6 protein-coding genes are annotated in these 21,047 nt (G+C 51.0%); all 6 read left to right on the top strand.

Annotated features, from left to right (window positions below):
* Nucleotide 1: 1 nt before the first annotated feature.
* Nucleotides 2-979 (top strand): phenylacetate--CoA ligase family protein, encoded by a 978-nt coding sequence (locus FZ040_RS07590; protein WP_255448789.1) that lies wholly within the window; start codon nt 2-4, stop codon nt 977-979.
* A 70-nt stretch (nt 980-1,049) separates the two neighbouring features.
* Nucleotides 1,050-4,658, top strand: coding sequence for a helicase-exonuclease AddAB subunit AddB (gene addB, locus FZ040_RS07585; RefSeq protein ID WP_149171424.1), 3,609 nt, complete (start codon nt 1,050-1,052; stop codon nt 4,656-4,658).
* Nucleotides 4,624-8,445: a helicase-exonuclease AddAB subunit AddA gene (gene addA / locus FZ040_RS07580; RefSeq protein ID WP_149171423.1), complete on the top strand. Its 3,822-nt coding sequence runs from the start codon at nt 4,624-4,626 to the stop codon at nt 8,443-8,445. Before addB ends, addA begins: the two co-directional genes overlap by 35 nt.
* Before the next feature lie 218 nt (nt 8,446-8,663).
* Entirely contained in the window at nt 8,664-8,819 is a 156-nt protein-coding gene (locus FZ040_RS13990) for a hypothetical protein (protein WP_187620280.1), read from the top strand.
* A gap of 329 nt (nt 8,820-9,148) precedes the next feature.
* The gene (locus tag FZ040_RS07575) at nt 9,149-10,774 is read left to right on the top strand and encodes a ShlB/FhaC/HecB family hemolysin secretion/activation protein (RefSeq protein ID WP_149171441.1); all 1,626 of its coding nucleotides are present in this window, start codon (nt 9,149-9,151) and stop codon (nt 10,772-10,774) included.
* 84 nt (nt 10,775-10,858) lie between these two features.
* Nucleotides 10,859-21,037 carry an MBG domain-containing protein gene (locus FZ040_RS07570; protein WP_187620279.1) on the top strand — a complete coding sequence of 3,393 codons (10,179 nt, stop codon included), beginning with the start codon at nt 10,859-10,861 and terminating at the stop codon, nt 21,035-21,037.
* Nucleotides 21,038-21,047 lie beyond the last annotated feature (10 nt).

Here is a 21,047-nt window from a genome sequence, read left to right as displayed (position 1 = left end):
CATGTACGCAAATCAACAGATTGAACAAATGGATATGGACAGGATGCGAGAGCTCCAGCTTCAGCGCTTAAAGAAACAGTTGAGGTGGGCCGAGGAGAAGAGCTTTTTCTATCAGGAACAGTTTAAGAAAAAGGGAGTCTCTCATGAGGAACTCCAGAGCCTTGCGGATATTGCCAAGTTTCCATTCTTGGAGCGCAACACGCTTTATCAGATTGAGGCACTGGATATTTTGACGATACCGATTTCGGGAATTCTGCGCTTCAATGTCATGCAGCAGGAAATTGGTGAGATTACGAAACTTTATACTAATGGCGATGTTGCGCATAATGTGGAGATGATGACCCGCTGCCTGGTGGCTGCTGGCATTACGAATGCCTCGGTGGTGGCCTTGCAGGGAGATTTGTCGGACAGCCGGCTGCTCGATGTCCAATACGCTTTGGAGATGATTGGTGCCGCTGTTGTCCCGATGGGGACGGATTACCGGCAATGGCTCCGGTTGATGGAGCTGGTGGGCATGGATACTTTGGTAAGTACACCACAGCTTATTATGCAGTTGATTATTCAGCTGCAGGCTACGGGCAAGAACATTGCGGACTATCCGCTTTCCCGCGTGATATGCCGCAATGTGCAGGGCGTTCAGAATCCTATGCAGCGGCATATTCAGGAACGTACTAAGGCAAGGGTGTTCAACCTTTATGAGCCAGCCGAAATCGGCATGGCTGCAGCAATCTTCCAGTGTGAAGCGCATAACGGCTACCACATACAGGAGGATTACTTCTATCCGGAAATTGTCACGTTCAACAGTGACCAGGTAGTTACGGAACCACATCAAATGGGCGAACTTGTCCTTACCAGTCTCATGGCTGAGGCGATGCCGTTGATACGGTACCGCACGGGACAGGCAGTGATGCTCGAGGAAGATACTTGTAGCTGTGGACGTACGCTTCGCCGTGTAACAACGCCGTTTTCCTTTATGTAATTGATTGCAGGAAAAGGACATATTCCTTTTGGGAATATGTCCTTTCTTTTTCGATAAGAGGCAGGTTATTATGATAGCTAAACTTGATTTCATCATTGGGCGGGCCGGTACTGGCAAGACCTATGCGTGCCTGGCTGCTATGCGGGAGCAGATGCAGCAAAATCCAATCGGACATTCGCTGGTATTACTTTTGCCGGAGCATATGACTTATAAGGTCGAACGGCAGCTGGCATCTTCGATTGCGCAAGGGCAGGGATTTTTTCGTGGTTATGTATTTGGTTTTCGCCGCTTTGCCAGGCAGATTCTCTTAGAGACTGGCGGGGCTGATATTCCGCGAATCAGTGAGGTGGGCAGACGGCTGTTGTTGCGCAAATTGCTGGTGGGACATCAGAAGAAAAAGGATCTTGATGTATTTGCCAGAGCAGCACGCCAGCGGGGCTTTACGGCCAGTTTGTCCGATGCAATCAAGGAGTTTAAGAGTTATCGGCTGACGACGGATGTTTTGCGCAAGGCCAGCGGCCGCTTGGGCGAAAATAGCAGCCGCTTGGCCAGCAAATTGACAGAACTGGCTGCTTTGTCGGATGAATTTGCGGCCGCCATGGAAGGGCGGGCCAATGATGCCGAAGATATGATGACGCTATTGGCGGAAAAAATACCCGAAGCTCCCTTGCTGAAAAATGCCGAGGTGTGGATGGATGGATTCATCTTTTTCAATCCGCAGGAACAGCAGGTTTTGGCAGCGCTTTTGCAGACAGTGGACCGCGTGCATATTACCCTGCCGATGGCCGGACAGCGTTTGGCCGATGGGCGCGTCAATCTGAATTTGCCGGAAAACATGCAGGAAACTGGCCTGTTCCAGCGCTCCTACCGCACTATGGAAACTATTTGTGCGTTAATGGGGAAGTTGACAGGTCAGCCGGAAAGTATCGAACCGTATCCGGTGACCTTGCTTGAGGAAAATCATCGCAGCCGGAAGGTGTCCTTGCGGCAGATTGAAAAAAAACTCTTTTGCCGGGGTGGGGCGGCAGTAGCGGCTGAGGCGGCAGTACAGCTGACTGAGGCGGCAAACCGGCGCCTCGAAGTGGAAGCCGTGGCGGCTGATATCCGGCGGCTGGTCCGGGAAAAAGGGTATCGTTATCGGGATGTCGGCGTACTTGTACGGGATGAGGAAGCTTATGGTGACATCCTGCGGTTGGTTTTCCAGGATTATGGAATCCCGTTCTTTCAGGACAGCAAACGTCCGAGCATTCATCATCCATTGGCGGAGTTAATGCGTTCGGCGCTCGAAGTTGTGACCAGGGGATGGCGGTATGAAACTGTATTTCGCTGCCTGCGGACAGGTTTTTTCCCATTGGTCCGGGAGGATGTCGACAAGCTGGAAAATTATGTGCGGGAATTTGGCATTCGCGGCCGGAAGCGCTGGTTACAAGAAGAGTCGTGGAATTGGCATCGCCGGTATGCGCTGGAGGATGATGCGGAAGTAGTGGATGAAAGCTCGGCGGCAAAGCTGGCGGCTATCGATGCCCTTCGCCGTCAGGCGATGGAACCACTGGCGGGGCTGGAAGATGAAATCCGGGAAGCAGCTGATGTGCGGGAGCAGACCGAAGCGGTGTATCGTTTCCTGGAGCGGTTGGAAGTACCGGCGCACCTTTCCCAGTGGACGGAAATAGCGGAGAAAGAAGGCCGTTTAGCTGATGCGATGGAACATCGGCAGATTTGGGGCGGCAGTATCGGACTGCTCGATCAGATAGTAGAAATCAGCGGCGAAGAAAGCATGACCTTGTCCGAATTTGATGCGGTGCTCAGCGATGGCCTGGATGCGTTGACCATTTCGCTGATACCGCCGGGACTTGACTATGTGACGCTGGCATCGTTTGACCAGAACAGCCTTGACAATTCGCGGGCGATTTATATTTTAGGTGCCAATGCGGAAATCATGCCGCGGCGTTCGTCAGAACAGGGGCTTTTGACGGATGCGGAACGCCTCCACATTGACGAAGCTTTGCAGGAACTTCAATGGGAAGGGGTGGAGATTCCGGAAATTTCCCGAGGGAGCCGTGAGCGGAGCTTCGGGGAAAAGTTTTTGCTGTACCGCAGTTTTAACGAGGCGCGGGAATATTTATGGGTTTCTTATGCGCTGGCGGATGCGGAGGGCAGTGGTTTGCAGCCCTCGTCACTTATCCAGCGCTTGCGGCAGCTTTATGAAGATTTGCCGTTCCTTTCGATTCCGTTGGAGACCTTGCAGCGTGAGGACAGCCTTCAGCTGGTGGCTGGCAGGCCGGCAATTTCCAGTTTGGTCAATGTATTGCGGAGCCGTAAGGAAGCGCGGCTGGCGGAAAAACAGCCGGACTCTTTTTGGCAGGATGTTTACAATTGGGCTTTGGAACAGCCGGAACTCCGACGTCCCTTGAAGCTGGCTTTATCGGGATTGTTTGCCAAAGCCAACGAAGAACAATTGCCGGAACAACTCGCGCAGGCGATTTATTTGCGGGGCAAGAGCCTTCATGGCAGTGTAACGCAGTTTGAAAAATTCCGCCAGTGCCCGTTTTCGCATTTTGCCGCGTATGGACTCAAATTGCAGGAACGGCGGGAGTATCAATTCCGCAATATGGATTTGGGCCAGCTTTTGCATGCGGTTTTACATGCGTATGGGGAAAAGGTGCGCCAAGACTTTTCCGGGCGGTGGCAGGACGTGCCGGAGGAAAAGCGTCAGCCGCTATGCCAGTCGCTCGTGGAGGAATTAGCACCGAGACTGCAGAGTGAAATCCTATTGAGCCGGGCGAATTACCGGCATTTAAAAAATCGGATTGCAGAGACTGCCGGTCAGGCGGTATCACAGCTTACGGCTTGGGCGGCGCTGTCCGAATTCCAGCCGGCCTATTTTGAAGAAGCCTTTGGTCATGCCGGGGACTTTGCGCAGTTATCGCCACTGCCGCTGGGGAATGGCTTCCGGTTGTCTTTTAAAGGGCAGATAGACCGCCTCGATATTCATCGGGAACATCCATACTTTCTGGTGGTGGATTATAAAACAGGTCAGGCCGCTATCAATCTTTTCGAGGTCTATTATGGCCTGAAGCTTCAGCTCCTGGTCTATGTGATGGTAGCGCAACAGCTTTTTCATCAGCAGGGAAGCGATCGCCTGCCAGCGGGAATGCTCTATGCTTTCCTGAAAAATCCGGTAGTCAGCAGTGACAAGCGCTTATCGGATAAGGAATTGGCGGCCAAGGTCATGGCAGAGCTTCGCATGCCGGGATGGGTGTGCGCGGACCAGGAAGTAATCGAAAGTATCGATAAAGGGCTGGGGCACTTGATGCTGAAGCGCAAGAAAGACGGCAGTTTTGATGAGGCGACAAAAAAGGGGCATTATGTGCGCACGCAGGAGGAATTTGCACTGCTCTTGAGTTACGTGGATTATATCCTGCGGGATACTGGCCGGAAAATTCTCGCTGGCGAAATTAAAGCGAGTCCCTATCGCATCATAAAGAACAATCAGGAATATAAGGCTTGCAGCTATTGTGCGTATCGTGATCTTTGCGGGTTTGATGCGGAACTGCCGGGATATGAATACCATGATGTGGTGCAGGCTGACGACGAAGAATTGGAACGGCGGATGGCTGAGTGTACAGGAAGGGAGGATTTGCTCAGTGGATTACACCAAGGACCAACAGAAGGCAATTGATGTCCGGGGAAAAAATATCCTGGTGGCTGCTGCGGCTGGGTCAGGCAAAACGCGCGTGTTGGTAGAGCGAATCATCAAGCAGCTCATGGAACGGGAACTTTCCATTGATGAACTATTGGTCGTGACGTTTACCAGTGCCGCGGCGGCTGAAATGCGGGAACGAATTGAAGGGGCGCTGCAAAAGCGCCTGCTGGTGGAAGAAAACGCGGCCCTTACTGCCTGGCTGGAACGTCAGACAGTACTTTTGACGGGAGCGGATATTTCGACCTTCCATTCGTTTTGCCAGCAGGTAATCCGCAAAAATATCGAAGCGGTAGAGGTAGACCCGCAGTTTCGCTTAGCCGGGGAGCAGGAAATGGTCCTGCTGAAGCGGGATGTTTTGGAAGATTTGCTGGAGAAACGCTATGAGCGTCCAGAGCGCGCAGAAGATATTCCTGCATGGGAAGCGTTTCTCTCGTTTGTTGATGATTACGGCAACGACAGGGGCGATGATGTCATCTATGAGGCGGTGTTAAAACTTTATGCTTTTAGTCAGAGCCAGCCGTATCCAAAAGTCTGGCTGCGCCGTCAGCAGGAAGTCTATGAAACGGCAGAGAGCCTTTTTACAACGCCATGGTTTCAACGGATATTGGCAGCCACTGTTCAGGCGGTGGATGCCTGCATCCGGCAGTATGATAAGCTGACACTGCTCGTAGGCGACGCTGCTCCGGTGGAGTTGCAGGAAGAGTGGAAGCCGTATGTGGAAGTTGTGCAGGCCGATATTGACCAGTTGGAAGCGGTACGCGGCGCGCTGCGCGTCTGCGAAAAAAATCCGGGCCCTGGCTGTTTTGATGCCGTAATTGATGCGGCAGCAACCGTTAGCTGGGGAAGACTGGCCAAGAAGGAGTTTAAGCCGCTGAAGGCCGATTATCCCGAAGTGCGTGATAAATTTGATGAGGCACGGGATAAAGTCAAAAAGGGGTTTGGAAAAATAAAAGAAAAATATCTGTTGGAGCGTGAACAGGAGCTATCCAATAGTATCAAGCGCAGTGGCAAAGCCGTGAAGCAGTACGTACAGCTGGTTTTAGATTTCATGGACGAGCTGCAGGCAGCCAAGAAAGAACGCAATATCCTGGACTTTAATGACTTGGAGCATTTTGCACTGGAAATTCTTTGCGGTGATGCGGAAAGAATCATGCAGGACAAGCCCGAGTATGTTCCCACGGAAGCCGCTATTTCCTTGCGGGAGCAGTACAAGGCAATCATGGTAGATGAATATCAGGATACCAATGGAGTGCAGGAAGCAATCCTAAGCCTCATTGCGCGGGAGAATAACTGCTTTACCGTTGGTGACGTTAAGCAGAGTATCTATCGGTTCCGTCTGGCAGACCCGTATCTTTTTCAGGCAAAATACGACAGTTTCCCGGAAGAAGCTGCGGACGGCGGGAAGAATCAGCTGATTACGATGAAAAAGAATTTTCGCAGCCGCGCGGAAGTCCTGTCGCCAATCAATTTTATTTTTGAGCAGATTATGCGCCGGGATGCGGTGGAAATTGAGTATGACGAGCGCAGCCGGCTTCATCCGGGGGCTGATTATCCCCAGGCGGAAAATACACTTACCGGGCCGTTGGAATTGGATATCCTGCTGGGGGAAAAGAAGGAGCAAAAGACCAAAGCAGCCGAAGCGCTCGAAGGTTTTGAAATCGAAGCGCAGCATATTGCCAATCGAATCCAGCAACTGATGGAGGAAAAGCCTGTGGTGCTGGATAAGGAAACGAATACCTATCGCCCGCTGGAGCTTCGCGATATTGCTGTATTGATGCGTGCCGTGCAGGGCAAAGCAGATGTTTTGCTGGAAACGCTGCGGAAAAATGGCATTTCGGCGTATGCCGATGTGGGCGGAGGCTATTTTGAGGCCAGCGAGGTGCGCATTGTCTTGGCGCTTTTGTCGGTGTTGGACAATGCCCGGCAGGATATCCCGCTGGCGTCGGTGCTGGCGTCTCCCATTGGCGGTTTCTCGATGAAGGAATTGGTGGAGATTCGCCTGGCAGCAGAAGACGGCGACTTGTATGACGGACTGCTGGCAAGTTTTTCGCCAGATACTAAGCTATCACCAAAACTTGCGGAGCGGACGGCAGCGTTTCAGCAGGAGCTGGCCGCGTGGCGGAATTATGCCATAAGCCATAGCGTGCCGGAGCTGATTTGGATGCTCTATCGTGAGACTGGTTACTACGATTATGTGGGAAGTTTGAAAGGTGGTTTGCTTCGTCAGGCTAACTTACGAATGCTGGCAGACCGGGCGGCGGATTATGAGCGCACGAACTACCGCGGCTTGTTCCGCTTCCTGCGGTTTATTGATGACCTCAAAAAAAGGGAGACAGACCTTTCGGTTGCGCGCACCCTGGGCGCTAGTGAAAATGTCGTGCGCATTATGACGATTCATAAGAGCAAGGGCTTGGAATTCCCGGTGGTAATTCTGGCCAATGCCGCCAAAGAATTCAATCTCCGGGACGCGCAGGGGATTTTCCTGATGCATCAGCAATTTGGCATTGGGGTAAAGATGGCGGAGCGTTCGCAAACAGGGCGGCAGATATATAACACGATGCCTTGGCAAGCGATTGCCGATAAGATTGTGGATGAGACTAAGGCCGAGGAAATGCGTGTGCTTTATGTGGCGTTGACACGTGCACGGGAGAAACTTATCATTACAGGGATGCTGTCGCCTGCACAGGTGGAAAGCAAAGCCAAATCCTGGGGACAGTTTTTGAACAGCCAGAACCGGCAGCTTCCGGTTTCTTATATTTGTCAGGCCAAGACATATCTCGACTGGATAGCTCCTGCAATAGCCCGTCATAAGGATGGGGAGGCTTTGCGGGAATTTATGCAGGATGCGTTTTCGGAATATGTGGTATTGGAAGCTGAGGAAGAGGCACGTTTTGCGGTTCGGATGATTCCTGCACATGAAGTTACGCCGGAGATGGCAGCAGAGACGGATCATGACAGACTGCTGGAAGCTGCGGCAGCCTTAAAGCCAATGCCGCCGACAGAGGCACAGGGAAAGGTCGAAGCCTGCCTGTCTTGGCAGTATGATATGGGAGGCCTGGATGAAGTTCCAGCTAAGCTTACGGTTACGGAAATCAAGCATCGTTTTGCTGAGTATGAGTCTTTGGAGGAAGAATCGTTGGGCCAATCTGTTTTGACACCGATTTCGTCAATAGAAGAAAAAATAGATTTTGATTGGCCGCGTCCGCGTTTTATGCAGGATGCGAAAAAAGGATTATCGGCGGCAGAACGTGGTTCTATCATGCATATGGCGATGCAGCATCTAGACCTTCATGGCGATAGAAGTTTTGCAGGGATTCGGAAGCAGCTCGAGAATATGGAACGTTGTGGAATCTTGCAGCCAGGCCAAAAGGAAGCCGTGTATATCAAGGGAATCCAGGGATTTGCCCAATCGGAAATCGGGGAACGGCTTCGCCGGGCTGTTCGTGTATGGCGGGAACTTCCGTTCAGCCGGATGCTTCCAGCCAAACGTTTTTATCCAGAGGTGAAATCCGAGGAAGAGCGGGTCTTTACGCAGGGGGTCATCGATTTGCTTTTTGAAGAGGAAGATGGCAGTTTGGTGTTGGTGGACTACAAGACAGATCGCAGTCCGGATCCGGAAAAGGCATTGCGCCGGTATCGGATTCAGGTGGATTTATACAGTGAGGCGGTACAGGCAATCCTGAATCATCCAGTCAGGGAACGGTATCTTTATCTGTTGCAAAGTGGCCAGCTGGTAAAGGTGCCGGTTCCGACTGGGGAATAAAGGGAAAGAATGCGTGGCTGGGAGTTATTTGTCTCGAACAACCAATTCCTTGTTAAATTGCCAATTGGTCCAAAAGCCTGTTGACTCTGCATTTGAGTCAACAGGCTTTTGGTATTCATTATACGGTTGTATTTTATTAAAATTGTATTAAAACTATTACTATTGTATAATAATACAGAATGATACTATATATTTCATAAAATACGTGAGGGATTTGTGTGAAAAAAATGTTGCAGCTGAAAAAGATGCGCTGTGGGGAAATGCAAAAACCTATGGAAGAAATAATTATGCCAAAGGAAATGTTTGGTGCAAGGCTGTGCAGGATGATGTTCATGTGCGCTTCCTTAAAAGCCGTGCGGATTCCATTACTGTGACATATTCGACAGTTGAACTTTGGTGAATACGAACCGCGCAGCGGTGCTGAATGTATAGAGAAAGAGGTTATGGGAGCGATTCACTACGTTCCATGACCTTTTTCTTTTTCGTATAGGAGAAAAAATGAAGCAAAAATAAAGTCTTTCGTAAAAGAGACACTTGGGCTTATTTTTTTTGCGTCAAAAAGCGATAATTAGAAGGATTTAGAATCGAATTATATCTGGAATATATCTATAGGGGGATTAAGCGAATGGGCAGGCATGTACGTGGCCAGGCTAAACATATTCGGAGAACAAGAAGAAAGCAGGATGGAAGGCTTTTGCAGAGGATGGCGGCTGGAGCGATGGCAGGAATCATGACGCTGGGGATAGCGGCTGATGCGGTGCCGGCGGCTGCGGCATCTATAAAGGAAAAGGCGGCAGAACCATCGATAGAGGTAATGCGCTATGTTTTTTCTGGCGAAAATCCGGCAACAGAGGAAGAATTGCAGCAGGTTTTGGCAAAGTACCGGAAGAAACCAGCGACCATGAGGCAATTGGAGGCTCAAGCACAGGAAGTACAGAAATTCCTGCGTACCAAGGGGCATTTTGTTTCTATGGTATATCTCCCGCCGCAGGGATTTGAACGTGGTGTTGTGGAGATGCGGATTGTACCGGGCGAGTACGATAAAATCCTCGTGAAAAATGAATCGTATGTGTCCGATGAAGCAGTTCGGCGTGAAATGGGAATCCAATCTGGTGATCCGGTGAACCGCCGGAACTTGGAGCGTGGTGTATGGCTTACTGGGGATATGCAGCGCATAGAAGCAAAGACCCAGTTGAAGGCGGGGAATAAACCAGGAACTACAGATCTCATCGTAAAGGTCAAGAACAAGGGGCCGCGCATGTGGGGATATACAGGTTTTGACAACGGCGGTTATCGTTATACAGGCCGGTATCAGTACAGTACATTTGTGAATTATGGCAGTCCCTTTGGCAATGGTGATTTGCTTTCTTTGGGCGGTGTTATTTCGAACCATGGCACGGACACGTGGAGTGGTTCTGTTTCTTATGTGACGCCGGTTGCTCATCGGGGAAACAAACTGGGATTTAGTTATGGACGCTCGCATTATGCGTTGTCCGGCGAAGATATGACAAAATTGCAAATGACAGGCAGGGCTGATACGACAAGTGTTTGGTGGCAGCATAATTTCAAGCGTAGCCGTGTCAGCAATTGGTATGCAACCGTGCGCTATAACTGGAAAGAACTGGAATCGAAATCTGGAGCATTCCCGGATATGAATAATCCGAAAAAATCCCAGGATTGGTCCCTGCAGGCAAACGGGGACAATCTGGATAATTTTTGGTCCGGTGGCAAGAATACTTGGTCATTGAAATATACGCATGGAGATCTTACCATTAAGAATTTTGTACCGCGTCAGTTGGATGAAATCTCTGCAGCTGGCAGTGCAGATGGTGCCCATACCGCTGGTCATTTTGGCAAGTTCTATGCAGAAATCACCCGTTTGCAGCGAGTCAACGACCGAGTGGCTCTTTGGCTCAGTTATAGCCGTCAGTGGGCAGAAAAGAACCTGGATAGTTCGGAGAAAATGTCATTGGGAGGCCCTTATGGGGTCCGTGCCTATCCAATTGGAGAAGCTTCCGGTGATGATGGCTGGATTTGGACTTCGGAGCTTCGCTGGAATCTCCCCAATCGGGAAGGGAACCCGAATACGTGGCAGCTGATTTCCTTCCTGGATGGCGGCCATGTGGATACCTATCATGATGGTAATAGCCGTATGAATGACCGTGGCAATGGGCGCAGTCTTTATGGTGCTGGTATTGGTGTCAATTGGAGTCATGAGGATAACTGGGCAGCACGCGTTCATTATGCTTGGAAACTCGGTCCGGAAAGAGCAGAATCGGATAAGGACCGCAATGGCAGACTTTGGTTACAACTCTATAAATTCTTCTGATCCTTGAGATGCGGGGCATCTCGCCGTAAGATTCAAGTGAGTCCGGCATGAGGCCGGATGGATATAAAAGGAGTTATATTTTTCATGCGTATCACGAGAAAACGCCGTCGGGCTGCAGAAAGACGGCAAAAGCACAAGGATTTACTTTCCCGCCGTATTCGCCAGAGTGCTGGTTTCATGGCAGCTGGTGCCCTCGTATTGGGGAGCACGAATCAAGGCATGGCAATGCCGCAGAACGGACAGGTAGCGGCGGGGTCAGCCGAGATTGCCCAACGCAATGCGGAGATGGCAATCAATCAGCATAGCCAGAATGCTGTTATCAATTGGCAGTCGTTTAATATCGGTGCCGGTGAGCGGGTAAGTATTTTTCAGCCGAACAGCCAGGCAGCCTTATTGAATCGCGTCCTGGATGGGAATGCGACAAAGATTATGGGAGCCTTGCAGGCAAATGGCCGCGTGTTTGTAGTCAATCCTGCGGGTATCTTGTTTGCGCCGGGGGCGCAGGTCAATACGGGTTCTTTGGTGGCTTCGTCTTTGAATATCAGCAATGCGGATTTTATGGCAGGCCGCTATGCATTTGTCAGCCAGAAAGATAGTGGCAAGGTCATCAATAAGGGTGAGCTTATAGCCGGGAATAAGGGCTTGGTCGCGCTGCTTGGCAATGCAGTCGAAAACGATGGTGTGATTGTTGCGCAGAAGGGAACAGCTTCCATGGCAGCCGGCGACCAGATTACGCTCGATTTCAATGGGGATGGCAAGGTTTCAATCGTTCCGAGCAAAGAGGCGGTTGACCATGTAGTAACCAATAAGGGGCTGGTAGAAGCAGATGGTGGTCTGGTCTTTATGTCGGCAGCAGCCGGTGATGCGCTGACCAATTCAGTGGTAAACCAGAATGGCATTGTACGGGCAACGAGTCTCGATGGAGAAAGCGGTACCGTGCAGATGACGGCAGATGCGGTCAAAATAAAAGCTGGCAGCGCGATTGATGTCAGCGGTGAGAATGGCGGTAAAGTTGAAATCGGCGGTGGTTGGCAGGGAAGTGGCAGCTTCACGCATGCAAAGAATGTTAATGTCGAGGATGGTGCTAGCATTAAAGCGGATGCGAAGGCTGCTAATGGCAACGGCGGTGAAGTAGCTGTATGGTCGGATGGCAGGACCAGCGTTCATGGTGACATCTCTGCGAACGGAAAAGGTCACGGAGATGGCGGTAAAGTAGAGACTTCTGGTCATGAACTCACGGTGACAGGAAATGTATCGGCAGCCAGCGAAAGCGGCAGGAATGGACAATGGCTGCTGGACCCGTATAATGTGGAAATCACCGATGGTGGTGAACAGGATGGAATCAGCGGCAATACGTATACGGCGGCAAAATCTGAGTCCAAGATTGCCAATACGGTCGTCAATCAGGCGTTGCAGACGGGCACAAATGTAAAAATTTCGACCGGTGTGGCGGCAGGCGGCGATAACGGTGATATCACAATCAACGGAGACATAGAGAGCAGTGGGGCGAATGCGACGCTGTCCCTGGAGGCTGCTCGTGATATCCTTATCAACAAGAATATCACCGGTGACCATTTGAACCTTGATTTCAAGTCCAATAGCGGCAATGGTGGCAGATTTTCTGGCGGCAGGATTGCGCAGTCTGCAGATTCCACGATTGCTACCAAAGGGGGAAGTGTCTATTTCCATGGTGGCAATAAAGATGATATGGCCCGGGCAACCGTAGAGGGGAGCAGCGGCATCCAGCTGGCAGGAAATATCACGACCGATGGTGGCTCCATTACGCTCAAGGGGGCTACGAATGATAAGAATGCGGATGGCGTGCAGATTACTGGCAGGGTAGATGCCGGTACTGGCAAACTTTCCCTGCTTGCCCATAATGAGGAGGGCGGCAACGGTCTTGCCTATGCAGGTGAGCTGGCGGCCAGGGATATGCAGCTCACGATGGACGCCGCAAAAGACGACGGCAAAATCACAGGTACGGCAGATGCAGAAGGGAAAAAGGGAACGCTTCTCATTCAGACGGAGACGAAGAATGGTGCGATTTCTTTGGGAAGCGGCTCTGGCCTCGAGGTGCGTGGTGCGCTTCTCGATGGCGGTTTTGCGTCTACGCAAATTGGTGCGGATGGAAATACCGGACGCGTCAGTGTCGGCAGTGATATAACAACAGCCGGAAATCTCATCATCCATGGCGGGGCTCTGTCAATCGGTGCTGGACTTACGACGGATAAGAACATTACGCTGAATGCAGCTGAGGGAATAAGCACAACAGCTGCAGGCAAGATCGTGGCTGATGTCCTGGAGGTTGAGACTCCGGGAGATGCGGTACTGAATACAGATGTCTCGACAATCAAAGGCAAGGCGGACAGTTTCGATATTACCAATACCAGCACGAGCCAGACGAAGAATATGACGCTGGGAGCCGAGGATACGAAGCTTACGGCAGCTAAGGATATCCATATCAAATCCAGCGGGATCCTGACCTCGGTGGCAGGTGCCATCCGTTCTACAGCAGGCGATATCACGCTGCAGGCGGACTCGTTCGCACTGGCCGATGCGTCAATCCTGGGCAAAGGTGCGCTCAATATCGATACCCTGACTGCCGGCAAGAGCTTTGGCTTAGGCGGTGCAGACGGTGATGTAAAACTGGCCGGCACTGGATTTGCGGCAGCGGGGTTCCAGGGAATCAATTTCGGCAGCAAGGATACTGGAGCTATTCACATTGGTGCGCTTACGGTAAACGATGCCGTGTCCTTTACGTCGGGCAAATCCATCACGGTAAGCGGCAAGGTTTCCTCAAACAGCAAGGATATGTCCTTTGATGCTGCTGGCAGTGAAGGCTTTGTCATGGAAAATGGTGGGGAGCTCGAGGCCGGTCAGGCCGATATTTCTGTTAAAGCGGATAAATTGGCGCTGGATGGAACCTTTTCGTCCCCCAATACTGGTACGCTGTCCTTTTCGCGCAAGAGCACGGCAGCTTATACGATTGGCGGCAGCGACCCGGCAAGCTACATTACCGATGGGAGCCTGAAGAAAATTGGCGATACCTTCAAGAATGTCATCATTGGCAGTGAAAATGGCGGTGCTGTATCCTTGGCGGATATTTCTGAGCCGCCGGCTTATCTGACGGTGAAATCCGGCAGTACGGCAACGGTGGCGGGAAAGGTTTCCGCCAAGTCGCTGGTGCTTTTGGCCCAACAGGGCATCCGGGAAGAGGGAGGCACCCTCAAGGCAGAATCGCTGCTTTTGCAGGGCGGCCAGGCAGACCTTACGGGAGACAACAACGAAATCCGCCAGCTGACGGCGGATCTTTCCGGTAATCTGGCGGTAAATAACCGTGAAGATATGACAATCGGCCAGGCGGAAGACCGCAATGGCGAAAAGGTGCTCGTAAAAGACGGCATTACCACGAAAGGCAGTGTCAAGATTACCATGGCAGCAGATAAAAAACTGACCATGGGAGCGATTGATACCGGCAGTGAGAACATCACGATTTCAGCAGATTCGCTGGCAAAAGGCACGACCACGGGCAAGGTGACAACCAGCGGCAAGGTTCAGGTTTATACCACCACGGTAGGCAGGACGATTGCTGTCGATACCGAGGAACACACGGGAGCCATGAACATTGCCAGCGACTCTTTTGAAAAAGGCGCCTTCAGCAATTCCTATGGAGAATTGATTATCGGCCGCCGCGAAGACGAACAGGATGGTTTGTCGCAAAAGGGCGAAATCATCATCAAGCATACGAATTTCAGCTCGAAAACTACAGTCCGTACCGAGAATAAAGTAGAATTTGCCGACAGCAATATCGTCGGTGGTGATTTGACTGTTCATGCAACGGAATTGCAGCTCGACAAGGACAGCACGACCGATATCAAGAACCACAATCTGAATCTCAATCTGACGGACAGTCTTGACTTGGGGGATGGCATCATCAATGGCTCTGGCAAGCTCAATATCACTACGCCGGAGGGCAAGAACATCTATCTGGGCGGCACGGATTTTTCGCTGCCATCTGGGGAAGCGAATGGCTATAAGATCGGTTATGGTACGGTCAATTCCAATTTGACGGGATTCCGTGATTTTGGGATTACCACGAAAGAGAATGTCTACCTGTACCAGGGCGGTATCGACAAATCCGTCAAGATTTCCGGTGCGAAAGGCATTCACTTTGTCGAGGATGTTACGCTGGGAAGTGCGGATGCAGCAGCGGCTACGGAGCTTACGCTGGGAAGTGCCGAAGGTGCGATTGAGGTGGCGGATGGCAAAACATTGACCATAAATGGTGCCAATACGATTGTCAATGCCACGGCTAAGGATGTCAAGCTCGGCAAAGGGGCAAGGATTGCCGCAAAAGCGGATGCTGCAGACATGGCTGCGGACAGCAAGGGCAGTGTCACCATGACGGCAGATGTGCTGGACTTGGGCGCAGGCGCTGTCATAGATGGCGGTTCGGGCAGTTTTGCGCTGAAAACAGATGAATTGCTGGTGGATCGTGCGGACCAGGTGACGAATATCCAGGGAAAAGGCAAGCTGACGCTGTCGACAAAAAATGCCGGCACGAAAATGTTTGTGGAAAAAGACCTGACCACGGCCGAAAATGGACTGCATATTACAGCAGATGATATCAATGGCGGTGTGTTTGGCGACGGCTTTACGGAGCTGTCCCTGGGCAATGAAGAGGGAACCGGGACGCTTAATATTGACCGTGTCGATTTTCAAAACAGCCTGACGCTCCAGAATGGCAGCAGCGGTGTGATCAACTTCAAAGGCGAAAACAGTGTGGCGGCCGGCAAGGCAGTTACGCTCAAGGGCGGCAGCATACATAATGAAGCGGGCGGCAGTTTTGAGGCAAAGAGCGATGCGCAGGGTACCAGCAAGCTCAATATCTATACAAATGATCTTAGTAGTCTTACGGGGGCGAATGGACAGACAATCCGGGGAGAAGGCACACTGGGCCTTTCCACCTATGATGGTTCTGTGGATATCAGCATCACCAAGGATGCCCAGGCGGGCGGCCTGAATATCTATGATGCTTTGTTGAATGGCACAGGGGCGTTTGCGGACAGCTTCAGCGCATTTGAAATTGGCAATGATAAGCAGAAAAACATCACGATCAGCGGGGGAACGCTCACCAAGCCTGCTATGCTGGTTACCAGTGCTGACGGCGGGATTTCGGGCAGTGGCCTCCAGGCAGATTATATTGCTTTTGCTGGCGGTGATGTGAAACTTACTGGTGAGAACCAGATTGGTACCATGGCGGCAAAAGCCAAGAGTATTGATGTCGAAGAAGCAGCTGGCAAGCAGCTGACTATTGGTGAGGCAGGCGGCTGCAAAGGGCTGACTGCAACAGATGGCGATATTCATCTGAAAACTGATCAGCTGGCCATTGAAGATGGGGCCAAGTTGTCCGGCAAGGGCAGCCTGACCATTGAGCAGAAAAGCGAAGGCGTTGCCATGAATATTGGTGACAATGCGATCAAGGATCATGGCGCAGGTGCGTTGAATCTCAAGTCGGAATGGTTTGCTGGTTATGACAAGAATCCGGCGATACAGGATGGATTCCGTCATATATACCTTGGCAGCGGCTATGGTGATGCCAATATCGATTCCACGACGGATCTGCATTTCCTTGATCCGACGACAATCCGTTCCGGGTTCGAGGAAGCTGTGACGAAGTCGAAAACGACAACAATCAGCGGCAAGACGCGCATCCATCTGGCTGGGACCGATGGCATTGAATTCATGTCGGAGACCTTCAAGATGAATGGTGACAGTTCCATCGAGACGGAAAGCGGCGACATCACGATTATGTCCGATAATGTAGAACTTTCGGGCAGCAGCCAGGAAGGCATCATCAAGACTGCGCCTAAGGCTGGTGGCAAAGGCGGCAAGCTGAATATCAAGACGCTCGATGAAAACCGCGGCATCAAAGTCGGCACCTTTACGGGCAATGTGACTGCCGATGCCTTGTATCTTGATTCGAGTTACTTTGATGCCTATTCGAAGACGCGTGTCTTCGCCAAGGGCTTTGACTCCATCAATATCGGCCGTGGGGCTGGCAAGGGCAGTTATGAGCAGTTTGGTAATATCACGTTTGAAGATACCATCAATGTCGTACAGGGGTATAAGAATGCCAATGCCGCTGTCAAAATAAGCGGCAAGATGAGCTTTGGCGAGAAAGACTATAACATCCATAGCCAGAACGTCATTCTTTCTGGTGCGGATATTGAAACGACTACAGGCAATGTCAACATCACGACAAACAGCCTGACCAATGATACGAGCCAGGGCCGCAACAGTATCAAGACTACCCAAGGTGGTAAACTGACACTGGATACCTTTGATAAAGACAGGGAAATCCATATCGGCAAGACCGGTACGCCGGGGCTTGATATCGATAAGGAATGGTTTGATACCGAGACGACCACGGAGACCTCTATTTTCCATGGGTTCCATGAGATTAACTTTGGCGGTGAAGACCATACGGGCAAGATTACCGTCAATGATTTTGAGGCACCGAAAGACGAGGCAGCAAAGCCGAGCGTGGTGTCAATCCGGACGCAGGGGGATGTAGAGCAGAATGCCTCCGGCGGCGGATTGGTGGCAGATAAGGTGATGATTGAAGCCGGTGGCAATGTTGACCTCACCAATACTGAAAATCATATCCAGGAAATCGGTGATGTGACGGGCAAGAATGTTGCTATCAAGAACAATACTGCGACGGGCATTAAGACTGATGCAGGAGAGACTACAACCATCAGCGGGCATATCAAGGGCGAGACTGTTTCGGTCAAGACAGATGGCAACATCCGGATCGATCAGACGGGCAGTATCGAGTCCACAGCCGGCGGGGTGACGATTGACGCATCGACGGGACATTTCAGCAATGAGAATACCAATCCCGGCAGCGAAGTCATAAAGACACCGGAGTCCAAGCGCTGGATTATCCATACGGATAGTCCGGAGGGAGATAATCCTGGCACGCTTGCTCCGGATGGTATCCGTTATGATACGAAAGACAATTCCGAAGTCAGGAATCCGTCGGGCAAGGATTACGGCTGGGATAAGAATGTCATTGCCTATACGAAGCCACTGGTCATCCATGTGACTTCAGCGCGTACATATGGCAACGGCAATGCGGATTTCATCAACAATCCAGACTTCAAGGCGGTAAATGCCAATACGAACCACAAAGGGACGGCCAAAGAGCAGGAACAGTATGATGCGCTGCTTAAGGCACTTCAGAATGAGCCGGACCGGTCCTATAAATGGTCGGACAAACTGACGGAGACTACGGCCGTAAATATTGAAAATGGCCCTGCATCTGGTGCTGTATATGGTACGAATGCCGGTGCATCCGATAAGGACCGTTTGGTGCAGTATGTGGGCGATAATAACCTCAATGCGACGGTAAATATCGATTTCAAGATTACGCCGCGCAAGGTAACGGTGACGGCTGGCAATGACAGAAAGACCTACGACGGTACGGCCTATACCAGCATTGGCAATGCCAATACCAAGGTGAGTTATGAAGGCTTCATCGGAGCGGATAAGAATGCGGATGGCACTGTCAAGAGTGGTGTTATCCAAGCAGGAAGCATCCGGTATGGCAAGACAGCAGCCGGGAAGTTTTCGGCTGAGGGTGCCAAAGATGCTGGCAGCTATGCAATCGGGATTCAGGATAGCAACCTGGTATCCAACGGCAACTATGTATTCGAATATAAAGATGGTACCCTTATTATTGATAAGCGCGCTTTAACGATTGGTGCAGGTGATGTTGTCAAAACGTATGGTGCGGACGATCCGGCAAATGTAACTGGTACGGTTACGCAGGGGAGTCTGGCAGCCAACCAGCAGTCGCATATGGAAATAACGACTGCTGGCAGAAAATATCAGAATGTCGGTGAGGTAACCGATGTAAGCGTCAAGCGTGTAACGGTTTTCGATGAAAATGGCCGTGATGTTACCAATAACTATGAGATTACTACGACAGGCGGTACCTTGAAGGTTACACCGCGTGAGGTAGTGGTAAAGGCCGCTGACCGTGAGCGTGTCTATGGGGAAGACAATTCGAAATTTGTCAGTGCAGATGGTCGGGACTATATCATTGAGGATGCTGTCGATCAAGATGGTGTCCATACCGGCCTGGTAAATGGCGACACGATTACGGGCATTAAAGTCAGTACGGTGCTGCCGGGACTGGATGCTGCCAGCAATGCTGGAACTTATGAGGGGAAATCCCAGGTAAGCGGCGGTTCGGTTACAGGTGACACCGTGGGAAACTACAAGATTACCTATAAAAATGGTGACGTAATCATCCGAAAGAAAAAAGTAACGGTAAAAGCCCAGGATGACAACCGCAAATACGATGGTACAACGTATCATGGTGGCAATGGCGTTACTTTTGAAGGCTTCGTTGCCGGCCAGGATATCAGCAGTATTGCGGGCCGGACAGGTGATATCCGTTATGGAAGCCTGAAGGACGGCTCGGCAGAAAATGCGGAAGGTGCAGTTCATGCTGGAACTTATACCATTGGCATTCAGGGCAGTGACCTTGCCTCGACGAACTATGCCTTTGAATTCCAGGATGGATCACTGACTATTACACCGCGCAAAGTAAAGGTGAAAGTGAACGATGCGGAGCGTGTCTATGGCCAGCCCAATCAGGTGGTTCAGACAACTGGTACGGTTGTCTGCGGCGAAGGTTATGATACGCTTCTGGATGGCGATACATTCAATAACTACACCATTACCTCCGAAGCTGATGAAAAATCGGATGTTGGGACTTATCGGATGCATGCAAATGGCGTGGGCCTTTCAGACGGCAGTATGAGTTTTGCTTCCGACTACCATATTATATCGGAGGATGGAAAACTTGTAGTCAAGCCGCGGCTGCTTACGTTATATGCCGGGGATAAATCCCGTGAATTTGGCGACGGAAATGATGCGGCAGTATATACTGCCGGCACATCAAAATTCCGTGAAGCGGCGGTGTCGGCCGATACTGGCCTGGTAAATGGTGATACCGTAACGGATGTGACCGAGCAGATTGATGCCCGGGCAACGAATCGGACCAATGCCGGGACAGCAGGTCTTTCCGTCGAGATCCGTGATGCCGTATTTGGGAAAGGGAAAGCCTCGAACTATGATATTCATTATGTAGGAGGGAATTTCTCAATCAAACCGCGGGAAGTGCTCATCAAGGCCGGTTCTGCATCGCGCAATTATGGTGAACAGAATCCAGTCGTGACGGAGTACACGATGACACGCAGCGGCAACAAAAGCGGAGAAGCCTTGCTGTTTGGTGACACGATTACTGGCGTTGCGATGTCGTATGATGCGAACATTACACCGGTTGTGTCTCGCGGAATCCATAGTGGCGTGATCCATGCCAATACGGATTGGAAATTCTCTGATAACAGCATGGATAACTACAGATTCAGTTATGCACCAGGGGACTTGGAAGTCAAATTCAATGGATTGCTTCCGGGAAGTCCTGAGCAGATTGGGGTAGATATTGGTACGCAGACAAGCACTGCCCATACAGCGACGGATTCAGTGGCTGTTCGGCCGATGGATCCGGTTGTATCGCCGGCTAAGGCAATAGTTCCCGAGCATAAGGATCCGGATGCTGGCGAAATATCTGTCAATACGGTCGGGACCATGGCACAGCCGGATTCGATTGTCATCATGTCGGAACACGGAGAGGTGTCGGCACAGACTTTCCAGAATAATGCAGATGGTTCCTTTGGCATCAAGACATGCAGCAATACGGAAAAGGCTGTTCCTTCGAATATGGGCGGCAGTGATACCAATTCGGTTCGAGTCGCTGGTTATGTAGAAAAGGGGGCAGGTCAGAGCGAGACACCGGGAGCTGTTCCGGTCCTTTATACGGATGGTGAAAAGCGTAAGCTGGATGGTATCTATACTATCAACTATAGTACAGAAGGCCTTTCGATTATGCCGTCTTCGCTGAAAGTTACGATTCCGGATCCCTCCGAAATTCGCAACGAATCTGTCAAGGGATATAACTTCATGTACCAGAGCTGTGAAGGAAGTTATACGGTCACGTACGGAAATGGTATTGTAGCAATTTATCCGCAGGATGAGTTGTCGCGGAAGATGCTCATGAATGGAAGCAAGAAGGCTGGCCGTGCTGTGCTGGCGACAGGTATCCTGTCGGCGGTTCAGGACCTCGGTGTCATGCCGGACATGATCCGTGCAGTCTACATGTTCACGAAAGTAGAAGACGAGGCATAAATTTATAGGA

The organism is Pseudoselenomonas ruminis (assembly GCF_008271295.1).
Classification (GTDB): Bacteria; Bacillota; Negativicutes; order Selenomonadales; family Selenomonadaceae; genus Selenomonas_A; species Selenomonas_A ruminis.
This window is presented reverse-complemented; position numbering and strand designations above follow the sequence as displayed.